Origin of the sequence: Catellatospora tritici (assembly GCF_019083965.1) — a bacterium.
In the GTDB taxonomy this organism is placed as follows: domain Bacteria; phylum Actinomycetota; class Actinomycetes; order Mycobacteriales; family Micromonosporaceae; genus Catellatospora; species Catellatospora tritici.
This window is the reverse complement of sequence record NZ_JAHRCY010000033.1, coordinates 46,469-71,289: the sequence shown is the minus strand read 5'-3', so window position 1 is coordinate 71,289 and position 24,821 is coordinate 46,469. Positions and strand designations below refer to the sequence as shown.

Annotated in this window: 21 protein-coding genes; 5 read left to right on the top strand and 16 right to left on the bottom strand. The window is 73.3% G+C overall.

Features of this window, described 5'->3' with window-relative positions:
* The first annotated feature begins 10 nt into the window (after positions 1-10).
* Entirely contained in the window at positions 11-1,132 is a 1,122-nt protein-coding gene (locus KUA19_RS39260; RefSeq protein ID WP_217404582.1) for a DUF6745 domain-containing protein, read from the top strand.
* Here the strand turns inward: KUA19_RS39260 and KUA19_RS39255 are convergent.
* The 5 genes from KUA19_RS39255 to KUA19_RS39235 are packed head-to-tail and all read right to left on the bottom strand — an operon-like array spanning position 1,095 to position 6,461.
* Positions 1,095-2,006, bottom strand: coding sequence for an STM4011 family radical SAM protein (locus tag KUA19_RS39255; RefSeq protein ID WP_217404580.1), 912 nt, complete (start codon positions 2,004-2,006; stop codon positions 1,095-1,097). The two genes, KUA19_RS39260 and KUA19_RS39255, sit on opposite strands and share 38 nt — an antisense overlap.
* The gene (locus KUA19_RS39250) at positions 2,003-3,322 is read right to left on the bottom strand and encodes an STM4012 family radical SAM protein (protein WP_254550823.1); all 1,320 of its coding nucleotides are present in this window, start codon (positions 3,320-3,322) and stop codon (positions 2,003-2,005) included. Before KUA19_RS39250 ends, KUA19_RS39255 begins: the two co-directional genes overlap by 4 nt.
* Before the next feature lie 7 nt (positions 3,323-3,329).
* Positions 3,330-4,184: an STM4013/SEN3800 family hydrolase gene (locus KUA19_RS39245; protein WP_254550822.1), complete on the bottom strand. Its 855-nt coding sequence runs from the start codon at positions 4,182-4,184 to the stop codon at positions 3,330-3,332.
* Complete coding sequence (locus KUA19_RS39240) at positions 4,181-5,521, bottom strand: STM4014 family protein (RefSeq protein WP_308167904.1); 1,341 nt, start codon at positions 5,519-5,521, stop codon at positions 4,181-4,183. Before KUA19_RS39240 ends, KUA19_RS39245 begins: the two co-directional genes overlap by 4 nt.
* 13 nt (positions 5,522-5,534) lie before the next feature.
* Positions 5,535-6,461 (bottom strand): STM4015 family protein, encoded by a 927-nt coding sequence (locus tag KUA19_RS39235; RefSeq protein ID WP_217404578.1) that lies wholly within the window; start codon positions 6,459-6,461, stop codon positions 5,535-5,537.
* 121 nt (positions 6,462-6,582) lie between these two features.
* Here KUA19_RS39235 and KUA19_RS39230 point away from each other — a divergent pair, with 121 nt between their 5' ends.
* Together KUA19_RS39230 and KUA19_RS39225 are read left to right on the top strand one after the other, a co-directional pair.
* Positions 6,583-8,193, top strand: a complete 1,611-nt coding sequence (locus KUA19_RS39230) for an MFS transporter (RefSeq protein WP_254550821.1) — start codon at positions 6,583-6,585, stop codon at positions 8,191-8,193.
* Between the two features lie 51 nt (positions 8,194-8,244).
* Positions 8,245-9,432, top strand: a complete 1,188-nt coding sequence (locus tag KUA19_RS39225) for an aminoglycoside phosphotransferase family protein (RefSeq protein WP_217404576.1) — start codon at positions 8,245-8,247, stop codon at positions 9,430-9,432.
* A 132-nt stretch (positions 9,433-9,564) separates the two neighbouring features.
* On the opposite strand, the gene KUA19_RS39220 is transcribed toward KUA19_RS39225, so the two are convergent.
* On the bottom strand, positions 9,565-10,683 hold the full coding sequence (locus KUA19_RS39220; protein ID WP_217404574.1) for a DUF3626 domain-containing protein: 1,119 nt from the start codon (positions 10,681-10,683) through the stop codon (positions 9,565-9,567).
* A gap of 398 nt (positions 10,684-11,081) precedes the next feature.
* Between KUA19_RS39220 and KUA19_RS39215 the strand changes: the two genes are divergently transcribed.
* Together KUA19_RS39215 and KUA19_RS39210 are read left to right on the top strand one after the other, a co-directional pair.
* Positions 11,082-12,383 (top strand): hypothetical protein, encoded by a 1,302-nt coding sequence (locus KUA19_RS39215; RefSeq protein ID WP_217404572.1) that lies wholly within the window; start codon positions 11,082-11,084, stop codon positions 12,381-12,383.
* A 154-nt stretch (positions 12,384-12,537) separates the two neighbouring features.
* Entirely contained in the window at positions 12,538-14,766 is a 2,229-nt protein-coding gene (locus KUA19_RS39210; RefSeq protein WP_217404570.1) for a M4 family metallopeptidase, read from the top strand.
* 234 nt (positions 14,767-15,000) lie between these two features.
* Here KUA19_RS39210 and KUA19_RS39205 read toward each other — a convergent pair whose 3' ends face one another.
* The 10 genes from KUA19_RS39205 to KUA19_RS39160 form a co-directional block, all read right to left on the bottom strand.
* On the bottom strand, positions 15,001-16,191 hold the full coding sequence (locus KUA19_RS39205) for a GNAT family N-acetyltransferase (RefSeq protein ID WP_217404568.1): 1,191 nt from the start codon (positions 16,189-16,191) through the stop codon (positions 15,001-15,003).
* Between the two features lie 50 nt (positions 16,192-16,241).
* Positions 16,242-17,690 (bottom strand): ATP-binding protein, encoded by a 1,449-nt coding sequence (locus KUA19_RS39200; protein ID WP_308167903.1) that lies wholly within the window; start codon positions 17,688-17,690, stop codon positions 16,242-16,244.
* Between the two features lie 270 nt (positions 17,691-17,960).
* Entirely contained in the window at positions 17,961-18,419 is a 459-nt protein-coding gene (locus KUA19_RS39195) for a nuclear transport factor 2 family protein (protein WP_217404566.1), read from the bottom strand.
* A gap of 26 nt (positions 18,420-18,445) precedes the next feature.
* A complete protein-coding gene (locus KUA19_RS39190) occupies positions 18,446-19,213 on the bottom strand; it encodes a cyclase family protein (protein ID WP_217404564.1) in 768 nt (255 codons plus the stop codon).
* Between the two features lie 9 nt (positions 19,214-19,222).
* The gene (locus KUA19_RS39185) at positions 19,223-20,461 is read right to left on the bottom strand and encodes an FAD-dependent oxidoreductase (RefSeq protein WP_217404562.1); all 1,239 of its coding nucleotides are present in this window, start codon (positions 20,459-20,461) and stop codon (positions 19,223-19,225) included.
* Between the two features lie 85 nt (positions 20,462-20,546).
* Positions 20,547-21,908, bottom strand: a complete 1,362-nt coding sequence (locus tag KUA19_RS39180) for an acetyl-CoA carboxylase biotin carboxylase subunit (protein WP_217404560.1) — start codon at positions 21,906-21,908, stop codon at positions 20,547-20,549.
* A gap of 12 nt (positions 21,909-21,920) precedes the next feature.
* Positions 21,921-22,523 (bottom strand): acetyl-CoA carboxylase biotin carboxyl carrier protein, encoded by a 603-nt coding sequence (locus KUA19_RS44330; RefSeq protein WP_217404558.1) that lies wholly within the window; start codon positions 22,521-22,523, stop codon positions 21,921-21,923.
* Complete coding sequence (locus KUA19_RS39170; RefSeq protein WP_372452013.1) at positions 22,520-24,229, bottom strand: acetyl-CoA carboxylase carboxyltransferase subunit alpha; 1,710 nt, start codon at positions 24,227-24,229, stop codon at positions 22,520-22,522. Before KUA19_RS39170 ends, KUA19_RS44330 begins: the two co-directional genes overlap by 4 nt.
* Complete coding sequence (locus KUA19_RS39165; protein ID WP_217404556.1) at positions 24,226-24,486, bottom strand: acyl carrier protein; 261 nt, start codon at positions 24,484-24,486, stop codon at positions 24,226-24,228. Before KUA19_RS39165 ends, KUA19_RS39170 begins: the two co-directional genes overlap by 4 nt.
* 33 nt (positions 24,487-24,519) lie before the next feature.
* Positions 24,520-24,813, bottom strand: a complete 294-nt coding sequence (locus KUA19_RS39160; RefSeq protein ID WP_217404554.1) for an antibiotic biosynthesis monooxygenase family protein — start codon at positions 24,811-24,813, stop codon at positions 24,520-24,522.
* Positions 24,814-24,821 lie beyond the last annotated feature (8 nt).

The window sequence follows — 24,821 nt, the reverse complement described above, 5'->3', positions numbered from 1 at the left end:
AGGCACCCGGATGTTGTTGCAGGACATGGACCTGGCCCGGCGCGCCGAGGCCTGGCTCGGCTCGGGCCTGTGCACCGAACCGGCCGAGCGGGCCGCCGCCGAGGCGGGCGTACGCGCGGCGTATGCCGCCGCCGGACTGGCCGCGCCGGAGCGCATCGTGTGGCTCGGCTCGCCGGAGGCGGGCGCGATCGCGGTCGCGCTACTGGCCACCGGGGCCACCGGGGCGCTGCCCGCCGGGGCGGAGCTGGTGCGGCAGCGGCTGCTGACGCAGGGCTGCGCGCCCGGCGGGCAGCGGCTCGGTCGATCGGTGCGGCCGCAGGTGCGCACGGCGCCGTGGGCGCGGGCCCGCGCCGCGCTGAGCACCCAGCTGGGCGGGGTCGGCTTCGCCCGGCACTGGGCGGCCAGCGCCCGGCGGCCGTGGCAGCAGCTCAACGAGCAGCTGGTCACCCCGCTGCGGACCCGGCTGGACGCGCAGTTCGCCGCCGACCCCGGCGAACTCGGGCGGGCCGCGCGGGCGGCCCTGCTGGACGTGGTGCACGGTCAGCACGACGCGGCGTGGCTGCCCGCGTTCACCGGCGCGACCGTCGACGGGGAGCTGGGCGGGCTGGCGGCGGTCGCCGCGAGCGCGGGCTGGTGGTGGGCGTTCGAGCAGGTCGCGATCCTGACCGAGCGGCCGACCGCGCTGCACCGCGACAACCTGGGCCGCCTGCACCACGGTTCCGGCCCGGCCCTGTCGTATCCGGACGGCTTCTCGCTCTACGCCTGGCGCGGCATGCCGATCCCGCCGGAGGTCGCGGCGGAGCTGCCCCGGCTCACCATCGCGCGCATCCGGGCCGAGGAGAACGCCGAGGTCCGCCGGGTGATGCTGGAGTTCTTCGGCTACGACCGCTACCTGCGCGAGTCGAAGGCCCGGCAGGTGCACCAGGACGAGACCGGCATCCTGTGGCGGGTGGAGCTGCCCGGCGACGAGCCGCTGGTGATGGTCGAGGTGGTCAACTCCACGGCCGAGCCGGACGGCAGCTTCCGGACGTACTTCCTGCGGGTGCCGCCGACCATCCGCACCGCCAAGGGCGGGGTGGCGTGGACGTTCGGGGTCACCGAGGAGGAGTACCAGCCGCTGGTGCAGACGTAGCCGCAACCGGGGCGCCCCAGGTCGGGCCGGGGTTCGCGGGCACACGTTCGAGCACGCCGCCCGCGAACACCTGGTACAGGTCCAACCGCTTGAGGTGTACGTAGCCGATGTGGCAGTCGCACTCGGCCTTCGTGCAACCGCGTGGGCGCAGCGCGGCGCGGTATGAGCCGTCGTACAGGTTGCCCAGCGGTTCGGGCAGGAAGTGGCAGCGGCGCACGGTGCCGTCGCCGAGCACGGACAGCGCCGTCTCGCCCGCGCGGCACTCGTGCCCGAGCGAGGCGTGCGGGCGCACGCTGTACCCGAACAGTGGGTCGATCGCAGTCCACTCCGCCTCGGCGGCGGCGTCGTAGCGGTGCCCCTCGGCGGCGTTGACCCACAGGTACGTCGCCTCCGGCAGCAGTTCCCGCACCGCGCGCGCCTCGGCCAGGTGCTCGGGCAGGCCGACCATGCCGACCGAGTGCCGGATCCCGTGCCCGGCCAGCCACGACACCTTGCCCAGGAACCGCTCCCGCGCCACCTGCCCCGGGTGGTACGTGGCCCACAGCGCCACCCGGCCCGCGTCCGCGTCCAGCAGCCAGTCCAGCCGCCCAGACAGGTTGGTCTGGATCGCGACCCGGTCCACCTGCGGCAGCTGCGACAGCTCGACCATCGCGCGGCGGTACCAGGAGCGCACCAGCCCTTCGCCCCACGGCGTGAACAGCACCGAGATCCGGTCCCCGGCGGGGTTGGCCCGCACCCAGGTGACGAACCGCGCCAGCGCGGCCCGGTCGGCGCGCAGCTGCTCGCGGCTGTCGCGCCGCTTGGCGAACGGGCAGTACGGGCAGTCGTAGTCGCAGGAGGCCAGCGGGCCGCGATACAGGATGGACAGGTTCATCGCGGCGCGTGCCCGGCCATCAGCTCGCGCACCGGCCCGGACACCAGCCACGGCCCGATCGCGTCGGAGTGGGCCAGCCCGTCGTCGGTCAGCCGCAGCGCGCCCGCGCGGCCGTCCAGCCAGCCGCGCCCGGCCAGTTCGGGCAGCGCCGGGAAGTCGTCACCCGCCTCGGTGCCGAACCGCGCCGTGTACGCCGCCAGGTCGAGCCCGTCGGCCCGCAGCAGCGACTTCAGCACCCAGCGGCGGCGCTGCTCGACCGCGTCGAGCCGGAACCCGTGCTCCACGAAGGCGAAGTCGCCGGGCGGGCGCCGCAGGTAGTCGTCGATGATCGCGCGCACCCCGCCGACGCCGACGGCGTAGTCGAACGAGTAGTGCAGCTCACGGGTGTACGACCTCGAGCCGCAGCCCAGCCCGACCATGCCGTCGTCCTGGCAGCAGTAGTCCGGCCCGTCCGGGTCGAGCACGTCGGATCGGCGGAACTGGCGCATCGACAGCTGGCGGTAGCCGGCGGCGCGCAGCGCGTCCCGGCCCTGCCGGTAGAGGTCGAGCCGCTGCCGGTCCCAGGCCGGGTCGGGGCCGGTGTCGTGGCGGCGGGCCAGACCGGTCAGCGGGCGGACGTACAGCGGGTAGAGGTAGACCTCCTCGGGGCGGCGGCGCAGCGTCTCGTCGAGAGAGAACTGCCAGGTGGCGGCGGACTGGCCGGGGATACCGTAGATCAGGTCCAGGTTGCGTACCGGGATGGCCGCGGCGAACAGCACGTCCAGGGCCGCCTCGACCTCGGCGCGACGCTGCGGGCGCCCGGCCGCGTGCGCCTCGGCGTCGAGGAAGCTCTGCACGCCCATGCTGACCCGGTGCACCCCGTGCCCGGCCAGCACCGCGATCCGGTCGGCGGTCGCGGTGGCGGGCGAGGTCTCCACCGACAGCGCGGCGCGCGGCAGGTCCACGCCCAGCCCGGCCGGGATCGTCAGCAGCTCCGCCAGCTCGTCGGCGGTCAGAAAGGTCGGTGTGCCGCCGCCGATCGCGGCGCGGGCGAACCCGGCCCCGCCCAGCGCGTCGGCGGTCGCCGCGGCCTGGTGCCGCAGCTGGCGCAGGTACGCCCCGACCTGCTCGGCGGGCGGGTTGGCCCGGGTGAACAGGTTGCAGAACCCGCACCGCATCTCGCAGAACGGCACGTGCAGATAGAGGAAGAGGGCGTGCCTCGGTTCGTCGGCCCACACCTCGCGCAGGGACGGGCGCGGGCGCAGCGGCCGGTACGCGGTCTTGTGCGGGTACGCGTACAGATAACCTTGGTACGGCGAGCCGTCGAGCATGCTCATCACTCCGTCACCACTCCCCCGGTCGCAGCGTGAAATGCGCGTACGGCACCGTCCAGACCACTTCGTGGCCGAGCCGGTGCCCGGTATGCCCGTCCTCGCCGTACGCGGTGCCGTGGTCGGCGCAGACGATCGCGAAGCAGGGCCGCCCTCGGCCGGTGACCAGGGCGAACAGTTCCGGCATGCGGGTGTCCACGTAGGCCAGCGCGGCGGCGTGGCTCGCTCGGCCGTCCTCGGCCAGGCCAGGCAGATAGTGCCGGTTGGGCTGGTGCAGCGCGGACACGTTGAGGAAGGTGAACAGGGGCCGGGCGGCGGGCAGCGCCGCGATGCTGGCCCGCAGTTGGTCGAGCTGGGCGCGCAGCGGATCGGGATGGGTCACCCCGAACTCGCGTCGCCAGTGGTCCTCGGCGAACAGGTCCGGCAGCACGCTGCCCAGCGCCGAGGCCCGGTTGAAGAAGCCGACCCCGCCCAGGCAGAGCGTGTGGTATCCGGCCCGGCCCAGCGCCGTCACCACGTCGGGCTCCTCGAACACCCAGGTCCGCCCGGTCGACGTCTCGCTGCCGGGGAACGCCGCCGCGAACAGCCGCTCGTGCCGTCCGGGCTCGGTCGGAGTCGGCAGGAAGCCCGCGAAGAACGCCTGGTGCGCCGCGTACGTGAAGGACGCCGGGGTGTGCCGCCGCTCCCACCGCCCGCCCGGCAGCACCCGGGCCAGGTGCGGCGTGCGCCCCTGCTCGGCCAGCTCGGCCGCCACGTCGTAGCGCAGCGTGTCCAGCGTGACGAACAGGATGTCGTGCCCACCCAGCACCACGTTCATGTCCACCGTCGGGCCGGCCGCTGGGCCGCCGTCGAGATCCGTGCCGGTCATCGGTCGCCCTCCCTCCCCGGCGCGACCGCCGACCGGTTCGCGGAGTCCATCGCTGCCGCCGTCACACCACCTGTGATGTGGCCACACCGTACGTGGTGTGGGGCGCAGGCCGTGATGGTGTCTCCTGCGCTGCCCGCAGCGGCGAGCCGCTGGGCGCCGCCGGAGCAGGGCGGAGCGGCGGGCTGCGGAGCGGCGCCGGCAAGGGCCAGCGCGGCGAGCTGGGCGGCATAGGCGTCGCGGCCGTCGTGCAGCAGGTTGGGTAGCAGGTCGCCGAAGGCGTTGACCTCGGCGATCGCGTGGCGGCGCCAGCCGGGGCCGAACATCAGGTCGACGCCGACGTGCGGGCTGCCGGGGAAGCAGGCGGCGGCCGCAGCGCAGCTGTCCATGGCGGCGGACCAGTGCGGTCCGGCAGCGGCGCGGACGGCTGCCAGGTCGCCCCGGACGCCGCCGAGGTGCAGGTTCGTCATCGGATGGCGGCTGGCCCGGACCACGGTGTGCGCGGGTCGCCCGCCGATCACCAGCACCCGCAGGTCGATGGTGCGCCCGCCGAACCCGACCTTGGGGAACCACCGCTCCACGTGCAGCCCCTCGGGCGCGAGCCGCTCCACGATCGCCGCCACATCCCGCTCGGCGGTGTAGGTCCGCACCCGCAGCGAGTTGAACAGGCCGTCGGCGGCCAGCTCCACCGAGGTCACCGCCTGGCAGCGCGCACCGGCCACCTGCACCGCCAGCACCCCGGACGACGACGACCCGTGCCGCGTCTTCACGAACACCCGGTGCCAGCCCACGTCCCGCATCGCCGCGCGCAGCGCCGCCCACGCACCGGCAGCGTGCGGCCCCGCGACGGAGCCGCGCGGCCGACCCTCGACCCGGCCGAATTCCTGCCCCGCGGCCTGCCGCACGTCCAGCTCGACGGCGGTGTCGAATTCCTGCACGGGCAGGACAGGCGGAACGGCTACCCCGGCGGCGGACAGGCGGGCGTGGCAGCGGGACTTGTCGAACAGGACGGCGATCTCGGCGGGGTCGTGCAGCAGGGTCGCGCCGTCACGGGCGGCGGTGTCGGCGACGCGGGCCAGCGCGCGGTTGAAGCCGTGGTACCAGCTGCGCAGGCCGATGATCTCGCCGTGCCGGGCGGGTTCGGCCGCACCGCGCAGTAGGCGGTCAACCTCGGGGTCCTCGCCCGGCGAGTCGATCCGCACCAGTGATCCGGCCGGGAAGCCGAAGGGTGCGCCGGCGGCGACGGTGTGCCAGGGCACCACGTGCGGGGCGGGCAGCCCGGCTGCCCGTACCGCGTCGAGGAAGAGTCGGACCCGGCGGTTGTCGGGATTGCCGACCACCGCCAGGCGCGGCTCACTCCGATACGGAGATGAAGCGGTCGTCGTCATCCGGGTCGCCGGCGTCGTTCAGATCCAGCTCGACGCCGACGGCCTCCAGCTCGGCCGACAGCCGGTCCATCATGGGCTCGCTCAGGAAGTGGTGGTGCAGGTCGAGCCGCTTGAGATGGGTCAGCGGCTGGCCCGCGAGCAGCGCGGCGCCGCCGGCGTCGGTGAGCACGCCCAGGGACAGGTCCAGCTGTTCCAACCGCGCCACCACGGGCGCCCCGGCCAGCGCCGCGGCGATCTGGTCGACGATCTCGCAGTCGCGTACGCCCAGCGAGGTCAGCGCGGGTAGCCGGGTGCCGGACAGGATCGCGGCCAGGTCCTCGGCGGTGGCGTCGCCGCCGTAGTTGGCGGTGCCCAGCCACAGCTCCAGATGCTGCAGCGCGGGCAGCTCGCACTCGCCGACCGCGCGCACCACGTGCGCGGGCAGGCCACCGGACTCGAAGGTCAGTTCCCGCAGCCGGTCGTGGCGCACCGGCGCCAGCTCGAGGCTGACCGCGCCCCGCACACTCAGCACCTCCAGCCGGGGGTAGGCCCGCAGCAGGGGCGTGACATCGCCCTGGGTGATCCAGGAGATCTCCTGCTCGTCGTAGGTCATCTCGCCCAGGAACAGCGCCCGCAGCGCGGGTAGCCGGTCGGCCGCGGCGACCAGCGCTTCGATCGGCGCCGGGGAGTCGTAGGCCTCGCCCCACTCGCCGATCACCAGCGCGGTGACCAGATGCGCCCAGTCGGCGTTCACCAATCCGTCGAAGCGCAGCTGGAACAGCTCCGCACCACCGTCGTAGTCGGTGTCGACGCGCCAGGCGTACGCGGCCGGGTCGGCCGGGACGTCGCCGTGCGGGTCGAACGCCGCCACCGGCAGCCCGGCGAACCGGCTGATGTGCTCGTTGATGGTCATCCGGCCTCTTCGGGACGAGGGGGTCCACTGTCGCGCCGACCTTAGCAACCTCGGCTGTTTCGCCGCCTGGGCCGGGGGCGTCGTCTTAGGTTGGAGGAACAGTCGGCAGCGGAGGTCCACGATGGCGGATACCCGGACGGTCAGCGCTGCGATGACCGCCGGCACCTCGCCCGCGAGACCGGGGCGGGTGCTGACCGCGCTGATCCTGGTCGCCGGGGTGGCCAACCTGAACCTGTCGGTGGCCAACGTGGCGCTGCCGGAGATCGGACGGAACTTCGACTCCGCGCAGACCATGCTGAACCTGGTCGCGGTCGGCTACTCACTGGGCCTGGCCGCCTCCGTGCTCTACCTCGGCGCGGTCGGCGACGTCCACGGACGCAAGAAGATGCTGGTCGCGGGCATGTGCCTGTCCGCACCCGCGTGCCTGCTCGCCGCGTACGCGCCGAGCGACGTCGTGCTGTTCGGGGCGCGGGTGCTGGGCGGCGTGTCGGCGGGCATGGCGTACCCGACGACGCTGTCGTTGATCGCCGCGCTGTGGACCGGCCCGGCCCGGACGAAGGCCATCGCGCTGTGGTCGAGCATCGGCGGGGCGATCTCGTCGATGGGCCCGCTCGCGGCGGGCGCCGCGCTGCAGCACTTCTGGTGGGGCTCGGCCTTCCTGCTCACGCTGCCGATGCTGGTGGTCGCGCTGTTCATGGCGGTCCGCAACGTGCCGGCGCACGTACACGAGAGCACCGAACCGGTCGACAACCTCGGCGGTGTGCTGTCGGTGCTGATGATCGCCGGGCTGGTGCTGGCGGTGAACTTCGCGCCCATGCCGAACCAGGGCGCCACGGTGCTGGGCCTGGCCATCGTCACGGTCGCCACCGGTATCGCCTTCGTGCTGCGCCAGCGCCGCACCCGCTTCCCGCTCTACGACCTGTCCGTCGCGTCCCGGCGCACCTTCTGGGTCGCCGCCGTCGCCGGCATGATCGTGTTCGGCTCGCTGATGGGCGCGCTCTTCATCGGACAGCAGTTCATGCAGAACGTGCTCGGCTACAGCTCGCTGCAGTCGGGCGCGGCGGTCCTGCCCTCACCGGTGGTGATGGCGCTGTGCGCGCCTCGCTCGGCCAAGCTGGTCGAGCGGCGGGGCGCCCGGTTCACCCTGCTCGTCGGATACGTCTTCTGCCTGCTCGGCTTCGCCACCATGCTGCTGCTGTGGGGCGAGGGCGGCGCCTACTGGCGGGTGGGGTTGGCGTACGCGCTGCTCGGCGCGGGGGTCGGCTTCGCGGGCACGCCCGCCTCCCGCTCGCTGACCAGTTCCGTCCCGGTAGCCCGTGCCGGAATGGCCTCCGGCACCGCCGACCTGCAACGCGACCTCGGCGGCGCGGTCATGCAGTCCATTCTGGGCGCCCTGCTCACCGCGGGCTACGCCAAGTCATTCGCCCAGCAGGTGGCGGCCTCGCCCGAGTCCGCCTCGATCAGCCAGGCCACCGAGGCCGAGCTGCAGAAGTCGTTCGCCAGCGCCGCCGACACCGCCGCCCGCTACCCCGCGTACGCCGACCAGATCATCGCGGCCGCCCGGGAGGCCTTCCTGAAGGGCGACCAATGGGCCTACTCCGCCGCGATACTCGCCATCCTGCTGGGCATTGGCCTGGTCGCCCTGCTGTTCCCCCACCACGACGCCGAACTGGCCCTGCTGTCCGGCTACGCCCGCGCCGACGCCGCCGGTTCCGCCACCGCGCGCGGGTAGGCGGCGAAAACCGCTGGGCCGGGCGGGGTGCAGGGGCTAGCGTCGGCGGACGTGTCGCGCACTGTAACCCTGGTCCTGGTCGACGCCGACGGCGTGGTACGCGGGACGCTGCCGCCGTTCGAGGCGAGGATGCCGTACTGGCAGGAGGCCTCCGACGTCGTCGCGGCGGCGAAGGAGTCGTTCGGGCTCGACGTCACCGTGCTGCGGCTGCTGTCGCACGAACGCCCGGCGCCGCGCGGCGGGGCGGTCACCTACCTGGCCGAGGCCGCGGTGCTGCCCGCCGAGCTGGGCCCGGCACCTGAGCTGGACCTGTCGCCGCACCCGCGCCGCGCCGCGTACGCCGAGCCCGGCGGCCCCGCCGAGACGCTGCGCTGGGCCGCGTCCGCGCTGGCCGAGGCGGGCCGCCCGGCCCACACCGTGGCGCACCAGCAGCGCACCTGGAACCTGTCCGCGATCTGGCGGCTGGACACCCCGGCGGGCCCGGTCTGGCTGAAGCAGGTCCCGGTGTTCTTCGCACACGAAGCGGCCGTGCTGCGGCACCTGGGCCGGGGGCCGCACGCTTCGCTCGTACCCTCGCTGATCGCCGGGGCCCACGGCCGTATGCTGCTCGACCACCTGCCCGGCGACGACCTCTACGGCGCGGGCCCGGACGTGCGCGACGCGATCGCCGGCGATCTGCACGCCATCCAGCTCACCGCCGCGACCGAGTTGGACACGCTGCGTGCCCTCGGGGTGCCCGACCGGCGCGGCTCCGCGCTGGTCCGCTTCTGTGCCGACGTCGTGGCCGCGCACCCCGAACACACCGACGACGGCGTCCGCGCCCTGGTCGACGGCCTGCCCGCACGCCTGGCCGAGGTGGCCGCGTGCGGGCTGCCGGACACGCTGGTCCACGGCGACCTGCACCCGGGCAACGCACGCGGCGACGCCCAGCGACGGGTGATCCTCGACTGGGGCGACTGCGTGCTCGGCCACCCGGCCTTCGACATCCTGCGGCTGACCGAGCAGGTCCCCGCCGACGACGAGCGCCTGCTGCTGGACGCGTGGGTGCGGCGCTGGCGCGCGGCCGTGCCGGGCAGCGACCCGGCGCGGGCGGTGGAGCTGCTGCGGCCGGTCGTGGCGCTGCGCAACGCCGCCGCGTACGCCGGGTTCCTGGCCGCGATCGAACCGACCGAGCACCCGTACCACGCCGACGATGTGCCGTTCTGGCTGGCGCAGGCCGCCGAGGCCGCACGGGCCTGAGCGGTCAGGCGGCCGAGGCAGCACGGGCGTGAGCGGTCAGGCGGCCGAGGCAGCACGGGCGTGAGCGGTCAGGCGGCCGAGGCAGCACGGGCGTGAGCGGTCAGGCGGCCGAGGCAGCACGGGCGTGAGCGGTCAGGCGGCCGCCGGGGCGCCGAAGTGGACCAGGACGTGCCAGAGCTGCTTGAGGTGCTGCAGCGTCTCGTCCTGGGTGCCGTGGTCGGCCCAGCGGTCCGGGTCGGTCGTCACCGACGCGGCGGCGAGGCCGACCAGCGCGGCGTTCACCAGCGCGCCCGGCCGGGCGAACTCGCGGTGCACCCGGCGGGCCAGCACCGGGATCGCCGGACCCCGGAACTCGGCGTCGACCTCGTCGACGGGCAGCTCGAAGCCACGATGCCAGTGCAGCTCGAACCCGTGCCGGTCGGCGGTCTCGGCCAGATGCTTGCCGCTGGGCGTGTCCTGGAAGGACGGGTCTGCCACGATCGCCTCGACGTCGCGGGCCAGCAGGACCGGCCCGTGCACCTGCACCTCCAGGTAGTCGTCCAGCGACCGCACGGCGGGGCCGTCCGGAGCGGCCGGGCGCGGGCTGAGCAGGCGGGTCACCAGGTCCGGCACGGTCAGCCCGGGTACGCCGAGCGCGACCCCGTCGGCGGCCACCCCGCGCAGCAGGGCGGCGAACACCGTCTCGGCCGCGTCGGCGGTGCCCAGGTGCTCCGGGCCGAGGTGGCTGTCGCCGAAGCAGAAGGTCGCCCGGTCCAGCACGTGCGGGCGCAGCCGCAGGTAGCAGGAGCCGAAGCGGGGGCAGGCCCCGTCGGGGTGGGCCAGCAGGTCCAGGCCGCCGTAGCGGGGCCGGTCGGCCGCGGTGACCTCCGGCGTGTGGTACGCCCCGCCGAACAGGCCCTCCTCCCACCGGTCGCGGTCGCCGCCGGGGTACGCGGTGCGGCCGCCGTTGGAGATGCCGGTCTCGAACTGGCTGCGGTAGACGCCGTCCTCGGCCAGCGCGCGGGCGACGCTGCGGCCGTCGGTGACGAGGCGGTCGGGGTGGAAGTTGAGCGTGATCCGGCCACGGTCGAGTGCGGCGGCGATGACGGCGGCCGGGTCGTGCCCCGTGCCCGCCAGCAGCCGATCCAGGGTCGCCAGCGCGTTCTCGCGCGCGGCGCGGGCACGGACCCGTATGTGGTCCAGAGCTCGCGACTGTGCCTCGGTCAGGGTGGCTTCAGCGCGCGGCGCCGCGCTCTGGGTGGCTTCGTCCATCGCGGTGCGACCTTTCCGGCGGTCCTGCTGGCACCGTGAGGATAGGGCCGCGCTCCGTCCAAGGTCATCCGAGTTACCGGGACCGCCGAGTATGCCAATTCTGTGTCGGCACAATGACGCAGAGTGTCGGCGTGGCGCGACGGATACCTGACTGCGCAGGTGGCGCCGATGCGGGCGGCCCGGCCGGACCACCATGGAGACCATCACCTATGTCTGGATGCCTTGGCGCGCCACTGCCGTAGGAAGTACCTTGTCAGAGGGCTCTTTCCGGACGCGGAGCCGACCCGTCGCCGGCGGCGCGGACGTGGCGGGAACGCCGGCGGCCGGGGCGTTCACCCACCCGTTCGAGAAGTCGCACCAGGCCGTCGGTGTCGCAGCGCTGAGGGAGAATCCCGGCCATGCCCAACCTTGAGGACGTTCACGCGGCCCGCCGCGCGGAACTGCTCGCACCGGTGGCGCGGCTGTGCACCGAAGCGGGTGTCGCCGTGTCGGTCGGCGAGTTCACCGGACAACGCGGCGCGACGGTGCGCGCGCTGCTGTCGTCTGCCGACGAGGGTTGCTGGTCGGCGGTGGTCACCGTGGTGCGGGCCCACCGCATCCCGGCCGAGCACCAGTGGGGCGGACACAGCTGGACCCGCAGCCCCGAGTCCGGATACGACCTGGACTCGGCCGGCGAGCTGGTCTACGAGGTGCAGGTGCACGAGGACGACGACGGCTCCGGCGGCCACGGCACCCGCCCGCTGGTGCTGTACCGGCTGCACGGCACCGCGCAGGCGGCCGCCGACGAGCTGATCCTGTGGGACCGGCGCACCGGCCTGTTCACCACCCGCACGCCGGTGCCCGATGCCGCCCGTGAGCTGCGGCGGCAGCGGCGCTGCTTCGAGCACCGCGAGGCGGCCGCCGCCGCACCCCGGGTCACCGTCGACGGCACCCTGCCCGCGCAGGCGGCCACGGCCGTGGCGGCGCTGGACCCGGCGGCCCTGTGCTGGCACTTCCCGCGTGAGCAGTCGGGGCGGTTCCAGCGCAACGCGGTGGTGGCGCTGGCGTCGTACGGCAACGCGCGCCCGCACCTGCGCGGCAGCTGGCTGACCGTGCGCACCGCCGACGACTGCCTGGTCGTGTCCATGGCCGACCTGATCGGCGCCAACCAGCGCCACCGCTGGGACGCGACCCCGTGGCTGTGGCACGGCCGCCACGCGGGCACCCCGGCCGCGGACCGCTGGCAGGTGCGCGCGGCGGACCTGGTCCAGCCCGCGTTCGAGGCGCTGCGCCGCGGTGAGGTGCCACAGGCGCTGGCCATGTCGGGGGTACGGGTCGACGACCAGCTGTCGAGCCTGCTCGCGGGACGGCCCAGCCGCGCCTTCCGGGCCGAGCTGACCGACACCTGGGTACACGGGCTCTACCAGGGGCTGGGCGACTCGGCGCCGTGGCGCCTGGGCCACGCGTACCGGGTGTGGCGCGACGGCCGCACCGCGCTGGGCCTGCCGGTGCGGGAGCCGGTGGTCCTGTTCGGACTCGGCGGCCTGGGCCAGCAGCGCAAGCCCAAGGTGGCACTGGACCTGGTCGGGGATGAGCCCAGACTGCGCCTGGTGTTCTCCGGCAGCAACGCGGTCCTGCCCCGGGCACTGTGGACGGTGCCCGCCGATCTGGCGGCCCGACTGCACGGCTGGACGCCGACGCCGCCCGCCACGAAAGACTGAATTGATCGCTTGAGCACGCTCCCACCAGCAGGGTCACTCAGTCTTCCACAAACGTATCTCAATATGTAAGTCTTTCCTTGACTCCGGCTTTCGTGTATCCAGAGAGAACTTGTGGCTACCGCCGCATGACCCTTTGGAGAGTCGGGGAGGACTCGTGAGGAAATTCCTCGCAGTTACGAGCGTGGCCGTCACCGCGGCCGCGTTCGTGGCAGTGGCAGCGTCGAGTGGCGCTGCCGCACCTAGTGGAGCTGCCGGCAAAGCCAGCTCCGTCGGTGCGACCGCGGCCGCGATCAGCGCGTCGGCGGCTGACGGCTACACCGTCAACCGCGTCATCAAGGACCCGAACGGCGCCACGCACACCCGCTACGACCGCACCTACCAGGGCCTTCGGGTCTCCGGTGGCGACTTCGTCGTCCACTCGGCCCCCGGCGGCGCCTTCGCCAGCGCCTCCAACGGCCTGGCCGCACCGCTCACGCTGAGCACCACCCCGAAGATCAGCGCGGGTACGGCCATGGCCACGGCGAAGACCCACTTCGCCGGCACCATCACCTCGACCGGCTCCTCCGAGCTGTTCGTCGACGCCACCTCTGGCACCGGCCGCCTGGCCTGGGAGAGCGTCGTCAACGGCTGGGCCGCCGACAAGCAGACCCCGTCGAAGCTGCACGTCATCACCGACGCGGTCACCGGTGCGCACATCGGCCAGTTCGACGAGATCGAGACGGTCGCGGGCACCGGCACCGGCATCTACACCGGCGCGGTCAGCATCGACACCACCCTGTCGGGCTCGATCTACTCGATGATCGACCCGGTGCGCGGCAACGGCCGTACCTGTGACATGAACAACGGTACGTCGACCTGCACCACGTTCACCGACGCCGACAACGTGTGGGGCACCGGCAGCAACTCCAACCGGCAGTCGGCCGGTGTGGACGCGCACTTCGGCGCCGCCAAGACGTTCGACTACTTCAAGAACATCCACGGCCGCAACGGCATCTTCGGCAACGGCACGGGCGTGCCCAGCCGGGTGCACTACGGCAGCGCGTATGTCAACGCGTTCTGGGACGGCGCGCAGATGACCTACGGCGACGGCTCGGGCAACTCGCGCCCGCTGGTGTCGCTGGACGTGGCCGGTCACGAGATGAGCCACGGCGTCACCGAGGCCCTGGCGGGCCTGACCTACTCCGGTGAGTCCGGCGGTCTGAACGAGGCCACCTCGGACATCTTCGGCAACATGGTCGAGTTCTACGCGGCCGCGCCGTCGGACCCGGGCGACTACCAGGTCGGCGAGAAGATCAACATCAACGGCAACAACACGCCGCTGCGCTACATGTACAACCCGACCCTGGACGGCTCGTCGCACGGCTGCTGGTCGACCAGCACCAAGAACGTCGACGTGCACTACTCCTCGGGTGTGGCCAACCACTTCTTCTTCAACCTGGCCGTCGGCACCGGCGCCACGTCGTACGGCACCAGCCCGATCTGCGGCTCGGCTCCGGGCGTGGTCGGCATCGGCAACACCAAGGCCGAGAAGATCTGGTACCGCGCGCTGGACGTGAACTTCACCTCCAGCACCGCGTACGTCAACACCAGCACCCCGGCCAACAACGCCCGCCTGCACACGCTGGCGGCCGCCACCTTCCTCTACGGCACCTGCTCGGCCGAGTACAAGGCCGTCCAGGCGGCGTGGACCGCGGTGAACGTGGCCAGCACCGACGCGGCCTGCCCGGCCGGCAACGACTTCTCGCTCGCCGCCGCCCCGGCGTCGGGCTCGGTCAACCCCGGCAGCTCGGTCACCAGCACCATCACCGCCACGCTGACCAACGGCTCGGCCCAGACCGTGGCGCTGACCGCGGCCGGTCTGCCGTCCGGCGCGACCGCGTCGTTCAGCCCGTCGTCGATCACCTCGGCCGGCGGCACCTCCACGCTGACCATCGCGACCAGCGCGTCGACCCCGGCCGGCACCTACGCGGTGACCGTCACCGGCACGGGCGCCAGCTCGACCCGGACCACCACGTACTCGCTCACCGTGAACGGGGCTCCGGGTTGCACCGGCACCAACGGCAACGACGTCACCATCCCGGACAACACCACGGTGACCAGCACCATCGTCATCTCGGGCTGCAACCGCAACGCGTCGGCCACCAGCTCGGTCCCGGTGACGATCTACCACACCTACAAGGGTGACCTGGTCGTCGCGCTCGTCGCGCCGGACGGCTCGGTCTACACCCTGAGCAACCGTGCCGGCGGCAGCGCCGACAACATCATCCAGACGTTCACCGTGAACCTCTCCTCGGAGGCGGCCAACGGCACCTGGACCCTGCGGGTGCAGGACGCGGCGTCGCTGGACACCGGCCGGATCGACACCTGGTCGTTGACGCTGTAACCGCTCCACCACCCGCTCCAAGCGAAGGCGTCACCCTCCCGGCTGGGGGTGGCGCCTTCGCCCTTTTCTGCCCGCAGCGCGCGGGCAGGCCGCGCCCGCCCGCGCGCTGTCGTGAGCGTGCAGTTTCGGGGAAAGTGCTGGAATCTTGGCCGCGATTCGCGCAGTCTCCCCGAAACTGCACGCACGTCTGACGCGACGCACGTCAGACGCGACGCACGTCAGACGCGACGCGCGTCAGAAGTAGTCGTGGAGGGTGGGGATCGGGCCCGCCGTCGCCGTCTGGAGGAAGGCGTCGGTGTCGGGGGTGCCGCCGGTGAGGTGGCCGCTGCGGCGCAGCTGGTCGGGGGTGGCGGCACCGGCGTACCAGGCAGCCAGGCCGCGTGGGGTGAGTCGGGCCGCACCCGTGCCACCGGGCTCCAGGCGGGCCTCGCCCTTGTCCAGGACCAGCCGGTACGCGCCCACGTTCCAGGGGCACTCGGCGTCGACCAGCTCCAGGTCGGCCTCGCCCGAGATGTAGCGGGACCAGCCCCGGGCCGCGACCGCGCCGGGGGCGTCGACGACGCGCAGCATCCACGGCTGCGACGACTCGACCTTGCCGTCGACCTTCGCCAGCAGGCTGCGGGCCGGGTCGGCGGCGCCGAGCCGGATGATGGTCGTCGGCGCCACGCTGGCCCAGCCGCCGAGCATGGCCAGCAGGGTCGCGGTCGCGCCCGACGTGAGTCCGATCAGGTCATCGACGGTGAGCTTGCCGTCCGAGTCGTAGCCGGGGCCGCGGTCCCAGCTCGCGTACCCTTCGACGGCGCCGGAGGCGCTCACCGCGACGGTCACGCCGTTGTACTCGGCGAGGAACTCGGCCGGGCCGCCCGTGTACAGCGGGCCGGACCGCTCCATCAGGCCGGTGCTGGTGCGGGCCGCCCGCCGGTAGATCTCCTGGATGGCGGGCACATCGGCCGCGACGGCCGGGCGCAGGGTCACCGCCGGGTCGGGGCGGACCGAGGCCAGGACCCGGGTGGGGAACGCGTGGTAGTCCAGCGAGCCGACCTCCTCCCAGCCCAGCGCGCGGTACGGCAGCGGCGTGGTGTCGAACAGGGTGCTGATCACGGCGCCGCGCTCGCGGGCGTACGCCAGCAGCCCGGTCAGCACCAGCCGCCCGAGCCCACGCCCGCGCAGCTCCGGCGCGGTGACCACCCCGGCGACGCCGCTGGTCGGCACGAGCCGCCCGCCGAACCACTGCTCCTGCACGCGGTCGACGGCCTTGGCGACCAGCCGCCCGCCCTCGTCGAACGCGCCGAGCGTGTACCGCCCGGGGCTGTCGGAGACCCAGCCCTCGGGCATGGGCCGATCGTGGTAGCCGAAGGCGAGACTGCCCAGGTCCCACGCCTGCTTCTGGTCCTGCGCGGTCAGCGCCCGTACGTCGAACGTCACCCGGTCATCCTGCCAGCCGCCCATGCCCCGGTCGCGCGAATATGCCCGCTTCACTGCCAGACCGACAACACCTGCTCCGGCCCCCAGACCAGGCCCAGCTGCGCGGTGTCGGCGTTCGGGGCGACGCCGGACAGCGACACGGCCACCAGCCCGGTCGAACCCGGCTCGTGTCCCGGCACCGCCGCCACGCCACGCACCAGGTCGGCCAGGTCGTGGTTGTCGAACGGCGTGCCCAACCACTTGATCGAGCCCGCGAACCAGATCCGGTGGGCGACCGGGCCGCGGTCGGCGCCGATGAGGTCGACCTCCGGATCGAACTGCCGATTCCACCAGCCGCCCACTGTCTCGACACCCGACCAGGGCAGTTCACCGGCGAGCGCGGCCAGTTCGATCGCCTCGCGCACCAGCGGTTCGACCGCCCGGCCGCGCCAGGACGCCCACCGGCGCTTGACCACCGCGTACGCGGCCTGCGGTCGGCCGCGCCGGGCCTGCTCCTGCGCGGACCGCAGCGCGGCGAGGTAGAGCCGCAGGTTGCTGTCGGCGATGCGGTACAGGTTCGGCTTGCCGGGCTGGATCGACAGCGGTTCGTCGATCGCCAGCACCCGCTTCTCCTCGGCGAGCTTGCGCAGCAGCGGCGACACCACGCCCGAGGGCAGCGGGCCCTGCCTGCCCCCGGCGGTCGCCGCGATGTTCGCCTGGGTGCGGTCGCCGCCACCCACCGCCTCCAGCACCCGCTTGGCCTGATCGGGGGCGGGGAACTCGGCCATCAGCGCCGACTCGGGGATGCTGAACAGCGGCGAGGCCGGATCGGCGCACTCCGCCTCGACGAAGGCCATCGGTGGCGTGCCGTGCGGCCAGGCACGAACGATGCCGGGCAGGCCGCCGCACACGAGGTGGGCGTCGACGGCGTCGGCGCCGGTCAGGCCGAGCGCGCCCGCGACGTCGCCGGGGTTCAGCGGCCCGAGCACCATGTTGTCGGCCCGGCCGAAGAACGGTCGGTCGTACGCGGTCAGCCGTTCCATCATGTGCAGATCGCTGCCGAGCAGCAGGAGCAGCACGGGCCGGTCGCGCAGCAGCCGGTCCCAGGCCGCCTGCAGCGCGCCGTCGAACTGCTCGTCCTGCTCGGCCAGCCACGGCACCTCGTCGAGGACCACCACCGACGGCGCGGCGGGCAGCGCTGAGGCCAGCAGGCGGAACGCGTCGGGCCAGTTGGCGGGGGCGGCGGCCGGGATCAGCTCCCGGTCGTGCGGCAACGCCGACTCGCGCAGCTCGGCGCTGAACGCCGCCAGCGCCTCGACCTGCGAGGAGCCCTTGACCGCGGTGTGGAACAGGTACGGCACGCCCGCCCGGTCGCAGAACTCCTGCACCAGCCGGGACTTGCCCACCTGCCGCCGCCCGCGCAGCGCCACCGCCACGCCGGCACCCGACGACTCGATGCGATCGAGCCGTTTACGCAGGTAGCCGAGCTCCGCCGAACGCCCGACAAACACCTTCGCCACGCCGCCCACCTTAGGTAGATTGAATCTACGTAGATTCAATCTACCCAACTCCCCCCGCCCTTGCCGACCTGAACCACCCCAACCTACGGCCGCATCTTGCCGGGCAAGCGGGCGTAATCGTGGTGCGGTTACGGCCGATTGCCCGGCAACTTGGCCGATCTTGCGATCGGGGCGGGACCAGGCCGGCCGGGCCGGGCCGGAGCTGGGCTGGGCCGGGCCGGAGCTGGGCTGGGCTGGGCGGGGCTGGGATGGGGCTTAGGTGGGCGGGGGTTAGGCGGTGGCGAGAGGGTCCAGGGAGACCTGGCGGGAGCGGACGAGCCAGCCGTCGGGGCTGTCCACCGACGGGACCAGGTTGTCCTGACAGACACAGTGCCGGTGCAGGCGCGGGGTGCCGTCGGCGGCCACCTGGATCACGATGGCGTAGCAGCGTACGTCCAGGGAGCCGTCGGCGGCGGGCGCCACCTTCACCATCCCGTGCCAGTGCCGCCGGATCTCGCCCTGCTCGGCCAGCTTGGCCCGGGTGTCCCGGACAGCCTGGGCCAGCACCGCCCGCCCGCGTACGGGCTGAGGCATGCCCGGGGCGTGGAAGCTGCCGTCCTCGGTGAACGTGGCGGCCCACTGGTCCGGGTCGCCCTCGTCGAGCAGTTGCATGTGGCGGGCGTAGAACTGCTGGACGGCGACGTACAGCGGGGCGGTGTCGAGGGTCTGGTTGAGCGCGGTCAGTGCCATGGTGGTTCCTTCCGAGAGAAGACGGGTCAGAGCAGGGCGACGGCGCGGGTCCAGCCGGCCCCGGCGCCTTTGATCTTGATCGGGAAGCAGGAGACGGTGAAGCCGTAGGGCTCCGGCAGGGCGTCCAGGTTGGCCAGCCGTTCGATCTGGCAGAACTCGCGCTCGCGGCCGGTGAAGTGGGCCGGCCACAGCACGCCCCGGTCGCCGGTCTCCTTGAACTTGGCGAGCATCTTGCCGAACGGCGCGTCCAGGCTGAACGCGTCCGTGCCGATGACCCGGATGCCCAGGTCGAGCAGGAAGTGGGTGGCCGAGGCGTCCAGGCCCTTGAAGTCGGTGAAGTAGCGCTGGGTGCCCGACCAGGCCGAGGCGCCGGTGTGCAGCAGCACGATGTCCAGCGGGTTCGGGCGGTAGCCGATACGGGCGAACTCCTTGTCCAGGAAGTCCGCGTCGACGGTGTCGCCCTCGGCGCCGGTCAGGTCCAGCCGTACCCCCGGGCGGTGGAACCACTCCAGCGGCATCTGGTCGATGTGGCGTGGCACGCCGTAGGTCGCCGTGCTGCCGTAGTGCGACGGCGCGTCGATGTGGGTGCCGGTGTGCGTGGTGAGCTTGAGCGTGTCGATGGACAGCAGTTCGCCGTCGGGCAGCACGGCCGGGTCGAAGTCGACTCCGAAGTGCAGCTTCATCTCCTCGGCCATGTGCACCGCGCCCTCGGCGGGGGTCACGATCTCGTGGAGCACCGGTTCGGGCTCCCAGGCGGCCGCGTCCACGGCTGTGGACAGGTCGATCATGCGCATGCGGGCTCCTCAGGTTGTGGTGGTGAACAGGTCGGTGCGTACCTGGGCGCGCGGGTTGCCGTAGCAGAGCAGGCGCGTCAGGCGGTGGCGCAGCGGTGTGCGCCCGATCAGGGCGGTGGCGGTGCGCCGGGCGGCGTCGGCCAGCGGCCGTCCGCTGCCCAGCGCGCTGCGCGCCTGCGACTGCTGGAACCGGATCACCCGGTGCGCGTCGTCGGTGCGCGGCTCGATGTAGGGCTGTAGCGCCTCGGCGCGGACCACGTCGGTGCCCGGCGTGCGCAGCTGCGCCACCAGCACCGGGTGGGCCAGCACCGCGTCCTGCAGGGCCAGGTTGATGCCCTGGGCGCCGAGCGGGCCGTGCGTGTGCGCGGCGTCGCCGAGCAGCAGCAGGCCGTCGCGGGACCAGCGCCGCGCGGTGCCGGTGAAGACGTCCAGCAGGCTGACGTCGGCCAGGCTGTTCAGATGGGTACGGACGCCGTCGGCGTACTCCGGCGCCGCCCGGCACAGCTCGTCGCGGAACCGCTCGAACGGCCGCTCGGCGAACTCGGGGTAGCCGCCGTGCGGCAGCGCCCACCCCAGCTGCACCGTGTCGGGGTGGACCCCGTGGCTGACCAGCATCCGCCCGCCCCCGCCGCGTACGGTCAGCGCCGTCGGGGCGCCGCCGGGCGCGGGCAGCCGGAACCACAGCAGGTCGAAGTCGGCCGCCTCGCGGCGGTCGTAGCGGATGCCCGCCAGCTGCCGGGTCTTGGAGTAACGCCCGTCGGCCCCGATCACGCAACGGGAGTTGACCGTGACCGGCCCGTCCGGCCCGGCGAACACCGCCCCGCGTACCCCCTGCGGGGTGCGCAGCAGGTCGGTGACCCGGTGACCCTCCAGATAGCGGAACAGCGGCTGCCGGCGGCAGGCGGCCAGCAGCTCCCGCAGCAGATTCGGCTGCGCGATGGCGAGCAGGCGGCCGTACGGGCCGGGCAGCGTCCCGTAATCGACCACCAGCACCTGCCTGCCGTGGTTGTGCAGTTGCAGCCGCTCGTGCGCGTGGCTGCCCCAGGCGCGGGCAGGTTCCAGCACGCCGAGCTGGTCGAGCACGGCCTGCCCGCCCGGTTGCAGCAGTTCGCCGCGGAACGACCGGTCGAACGAGGTCGACTTCTCGGCCAGCACCACGTCCACGCCGGAGCGGGCGAGCAGCAGCGCCATGGCCAGCCCGGCCGGTCCGGCCCCGACCACGCAGACGTCGGTCGACAGGGTCGCCATGGCGCCGCCTCCTCTCCGTGCAACTCGCGGCCGTCAGGCCGAGCTGGAACTCGCGGCCCTCAGGCCGAGCTGGAACTCGTGACCGTCAGGCCGGTACGGGCTCGGCGGTGAGTTCGCCGACCAGCGACGTGTCGTGCGTGCCCGCGATGAACCGCGGATGGTCCAGCACGGACAGCAGGAAGTCGCGGTTGGTGGCCAGCCCCGGCCCTTCGGCGTGGAACTCGGTCAGGGCCCGGCGCATCCGGGCCAGGGCCTGGGCCCGGTCGGGTGCCCAGACGCACAACTTGGCCAGCAGCGGGTCGTAGGCGGGCGAGACCCGACCGCCGGCGTACGCGTCGGTGTCGACCCGGACGAACGGTCCGCCGGGCAGCCGCAGCTTCTCTATCCGCCCCGGCGCGGGCACGAAGCCCCGGCTCGGGTCCTCGGCGTTGATCCGGCACTCGATCGCGGCCCCGTGCGGGACCAGCGTCTCCTGGGTGAGTTCCAGCCGTTCGCCCGCCGCGACCAGCAGTTGCTGGCGGACGATGTCGACGCCGTGGGTGAGCTCGGTGACCGGGTGCTCGACCTGGATCCGGCAGTTGATCTCCATGAAGTGGTAGCCGCCGTCGGGGTCGACCAGGAACTCGAACGTGCCCGCCCCGACGTAGCCCGCGGCCAGCGCGCCGCGCAGGGCGGCCTCGCCCATGGCCCGCGTGGTCGCCTCCGGCAGCAGCGGCGCCGGCGTCTCCTCGATGATCTTCTGGCGGCGCCGTTGCGCCGAGCAGTCCCGCTGGCCCAGGTGGACGGCGCCGCCGTACTGGTCGCACAGCACCTGCACCTCGACGTGGCGCGCCGAGGGCAGGAACCGCTCCAGGTAGAGCCGGTCGTCGCCGAACAGGCTCTGCGCGGTGCTGCGGGCCTCGCGCAGCTGCGCGAGGAACTGGTCCGGATCGGTGATGGCGACCATGCCCCGGCCGCCACCCCCGGCGACGGCCTTCACCATCACCGGGTAGCCGATCTCGGCGGCCAGCTTCGCCGCCCCGTCCGGGCAGGTCACCGGGCCGGTGCTGCCGGGCAGCACGGGCAGCCCGGCCGCGGCCATGGTGGCGCGGGCGACGGCCTTGTCGCCCAACTGGTCGATCACGTTGGCGGGCGGGCCCACGAACGTGATGCCGTACGCCTCACACGCCTCGGCGAAGTCGCCCACCTCGGACAGGAACCCGTAGCCGGGGTGCACCGCGTCGGCGCCGGTGCGCCGGGCCGCCTCCAGGATCGCGGCGATGTCGAGGTAGCTGCTGCGGGCCGGGCCCGGCCCGATGCAGACCGCGTCGTCGGCGGCCTGCACCACGGCCGAGTCCCGGTCCTCCGTGGAGTAGACGGCCACGACCCGCAGCCCCAGCTCCCGGCAGGTACGGGCGATCCGCAGGGCGATCTCGCCCCGATTGGCGATCAGTACGGTGGTGAACACGGTTCTCCCCCGTTACCGGTCGTGTCCGGCGGCGAGGCTGAACAGGCGGTCGCCGTACTCGACGGAGGTGCCGTCGGCGGCGTGGATCGCCACGATCCGGCCGTCGGCCTCCGCCTCGACCGGGATCATCAGCTTCATCACCTCGATGATCGCGACCTGCTGGCCGCGCTGGACCACGTCGCCCTCCATCACGAACGGCGCCGTGCCGGGCTCCGGTGCCCGGTAGAAGGTGCCGACCGTGGTGGCGCACAGGTCGAGCTGGCCGACCGGCGGCGCTGCCGGTGCCTCGACCGCTTCGGGCGCCGTGGCCTGCGCCGGGGCGGGTGGCGCGACGGGCGCGGGCACCACGTACGGTGCGGGCGCCGCCACGGTCGGCAGGTACGGTGCGGGCGCCACCACAGCCGCAGCTCTGGCCCACTCCATCTCCACCACCACCTCCCCGGCCCGGATGCGCAGCGCGCTGGGCGGGGTGTCCACCTCGGCCAGCAACTGCTGGGCACTGCGGCGTACGTCGTCGAGGTCGTCGGCGACGGTGCGCCCCACCTCGGGCAGTCCGGCGAGTTGCTCGCCGGGGCAGGTCATCGCGGGCATGGACGGATCGAGAAGACCGGTCACCGTACCCCTCCTTCAGTGCTGACCAGCAGCTCTTCGGCTTGCTGGTGCCGTCGACCGAACCGGCGGAACCGGGCGCGGCGCGCGGCGACCAGTGCGGTCCCGTGACATCCGGCCAGTTCGGCCAGTTCGGCATGGACCGCGTCGCGCAGCAGCAGGGCGGCGGCGGCATGGTCGGCCTCGGCGCCGCCGGGCGGCTCCAAGATGACGCCCTCGACGACCCCGAGTTCCAGCAGCGACCGCGCGTCGATGCGCAGCGCCTGGGCGGCCGCGGGCGCGGCGGCCGGGTCACGCCACAGGATCGCGGCGCACCCCTCGGGGCTGATGACGGTGTATACGGCGTGTTCGAGCATGAGCACCCGATCGGCCACGGCTATCCCCAGCGCGCCGCCGCTGCACCCCTCGCCGGTGACCACGGTGACCACCGGGACGGGCAGCGAGCCCATGAGGCGCAGGTTCTCCGCGATCGCGGTGGCCTGGCCACGCTGCTCGGCGTCCACGCCCGGGTACGCCCCGGGCGTGTCCACCAGCGTCACCACCGGCAGCCCCCACTTGGCGGCCAGCCGCAGCAGCCGGGCCGCCTTGCGGTAGCCCGCCGGATGCGCCATGCCGTAGTTGCGGGCGGCCAGCTCCCGGGTGTTGTGGCCCTTCTCATGCCCGATCACCAGCACCGGGCTGCCGTTGAGCCGCCCGACGCCGCCGATGATCGCCGGACAGTCGCCGCCGACCCGATCGCCGTGCAGCTCCTCGAAGTCGTCGAGCATCAGCGACAGGTAGTCCGAGGTGGTGGGCCGCCGGATGTCGCGGGCCCGGCGCACCGCCTCCCAGGCGCTGCGTTCGGGCAGCCGCTCCGGCTCCCGGACCACCACCGGTGCCACCGGTTCCGGTGGCTGGTCGGCCGGGCGTCGGGTGGCGATGGACAGCAGCCGCCCGAGGCGGTGCCGCAGCGTCGGACGCGGGCAGATCAGGTCCAGGAAGCCGTGTTCGAGCAGCTTCTCGGCGGTCTGGAAGCCGGGCGGCAACTGCTCGCCGATGGTCTGCGAGATGACCCGCGGCCCGGCGAAGCCGAGTCGGGCGCCGGGCTCGGCGACCAGGACGTCGCCGAGCATCGCGTACGACGCCGCCACTCCCCCGTAGGTCGGGTCGGTGACCAGGCACAACGTCGGCAGTCCCGCCTCGTCGAGCTGGTGCAGCGCCTGCGCGGTCTTGGCCATCTGCATCAGGCCGATGACGCCCTCCTGCATGCGTACCCCGCCCGAGGCGGTGACCAGCAGCAGCGGCAGCCGCTCGGCCAGGGCCGTCTCGGCGGCCAGGGTGATGTGCTCACCGACCCCGGCGGACAGGCTGCCGCCCAGGAATCGGAAGTCCATCACCGCGGCCACCACCGGCACCCCGGTGATCCGCAGCCGCGCGCAGACCACCGCCTCGGCCAGCCCGGTGGCGTGCCGGGCGTCGGCCATGCGCTGCGGGTACGGCTTGTGGTCGGTGAAGCCCAGCGGGTCCTCGGCGACGGCGACGAGGTCCAGCGGCTCGACCGAGCCCGGATCGGCCAGCATGGCCAGCCGGTCCGGGGCGCTCAGCGGTTGACAGTGGCCGCAGCGGGGGCACACGCCGTGCCCCCGGGCCAGGCGCTTGGCGTAGCTGACCCCCTGGCACCGGCCGCACGACACCCACCGCGTCGTGGGGTCGTCGACCTGTGCCGCGTTCACGACGCGATCCGGGCCGTGCTGACCAGATCGATCAGCTGCGCCGGTGTGCGGACCGCCAACACCGCGTCGTCGGGCAGCTTGATGCTCAGATCGCGCTGCAGGCGGGCGGTGGTCTCCAGCAGGGCCAGGGAGTCGTAGCCCAGGTCGGCGAAGCTGGTCTGGCTGATGTCGCCGTCGAGGTCGACGCTCGAGGCACCGGCGACGTCGCGCAGCACGCGCCGTACGTCGTCGATGGTGAAGTCGGAAACGGTGGACATGGCAGAGCCTCCTTCCGAACGGTCACGACGGGATCAGGCGGCGACGGGCTCGACGACCGCGTCGTAGAGGTCGTGCTCGGGCACCGCCACGGCGGCCAGTTCCCGCACGTGAGCCCGGAATCCGTCGGTGGCCACGGCTTTGGCGTGGTCGGCGGGGTCGGCCCACTGCACGGTCTCGACGAACACGTTGGGTTCGCGCCGCGAGCGGTAGCACTGGCGCCCGAGGAAGCCCGGCTGCGCCGCCATGTAGTTGTTGAGGTCGCGCATGACCTGCTCGAACTGTGCGACGTCGCCGCGGACGGTGAGCCGATTGATGAAGGTGACCATGATGAATC

What these genes read in the sequence shown, in the direction of transcription:
- KUA19_RS39260 (WP_217404582.1), top strand. Translation starts at nt 11, where the DNA reads ATGTTGTTGCAGGACATGGACCTGGCCCGGCGCGCCGAGGCCTGGCTC.
- KUA19_RS39255 (WP_217404580.1), bottom strand. Translation starts at nt 2,006, where the DNA reads ATGAACCTGTCCATCCTGTATCGCGGCCCGCTGGCCTCCTGCGACTAC.
- KUA19_RS39250 (WP_254550823.1), bottom strand. Translation starts at nt 3,322, where the DNA reads ATGAGCATGCTCGACGGCTCGCCGTACCAAGGTTATCTGTACGCGTAC.
- KUA19_RS39245 (WP_254550822.1), bottom strand. Translation starts at nt 4,184, where the DNA reads ATGACCGGCACGGATCTCGACGGCGGCCCAGCGGCCGGCCCGACGGTG.
- KUA19_RS39235 (WP_217404578.1), bottom strand. Translation starts at nt 6,461, where the DNA reads ATGACCATCAACGAGCACATCAGCCGGTTCGCCGGGCTGCCGGTGGCG.
- KUA19_RS39230 (WP_254550821.1), top strand. Translation starts at nt 6,583, where the DNA reads ATGGCGGATACCCGGACGGTCAGCGCTGCGATGACCGCCGGCACCTCG.
- KUA19_RS39220 (WP_217404574.1), bottom strand. Translation starts at nt 10,683, where the DNA reads ATGGACGAAGCCACCCAGAGCGCGGCGCCGCGCGCTGAAGCCACCCTG.
- KUA19_RS39215 (WP_217404572.1), top strand. Translation starts at nt 11,082, where the DNA reads ATGCCCAACCTTGAGGACGTTCACGCGGCCCGCCGCGCGGAACTGCTC.
- KUA19_RS39195 (WP_217404566.1), bottom strand. Translation starts at nt 18,419, where the DNA reads ATGGCACTGACCGCGCTCAACCAGACCCTCGACACCGCCCCGCTGTAC.
- KUA19_RS39190 (WP_217404564.1), bottom strand. Translation starts at nt 19,213, where the DNA reads ATGCGCATGATCGACCTGTCCACAGCCGTGGACGCGGCCGCCTGGGAG.
- KUA19_RS39185 (WP_217404562.1), bottom strand. Translation starts at nt 20,461, where the DNA reads ATGGCGACCCTGTCGACCGACGTCTGCGTGGTCGGGGCCGGACCGGCC.
- KUA19_RS39165 (WP_217404556.1), bottom strand. Translation starts at nt 24,486, where the DNA reads ATGTCCACCGTTTCCGACTTCACCATCGACGACGTACGGCGCGTGCTG.
- KUA19_RS39160 (WP_217404554.1), bottom strand. Translation starts at nt 24,813, where the DNA reads ATGGTCACCTTCATCAATCGGCTCACCGTCCGCGGCGACGTCGCACAG.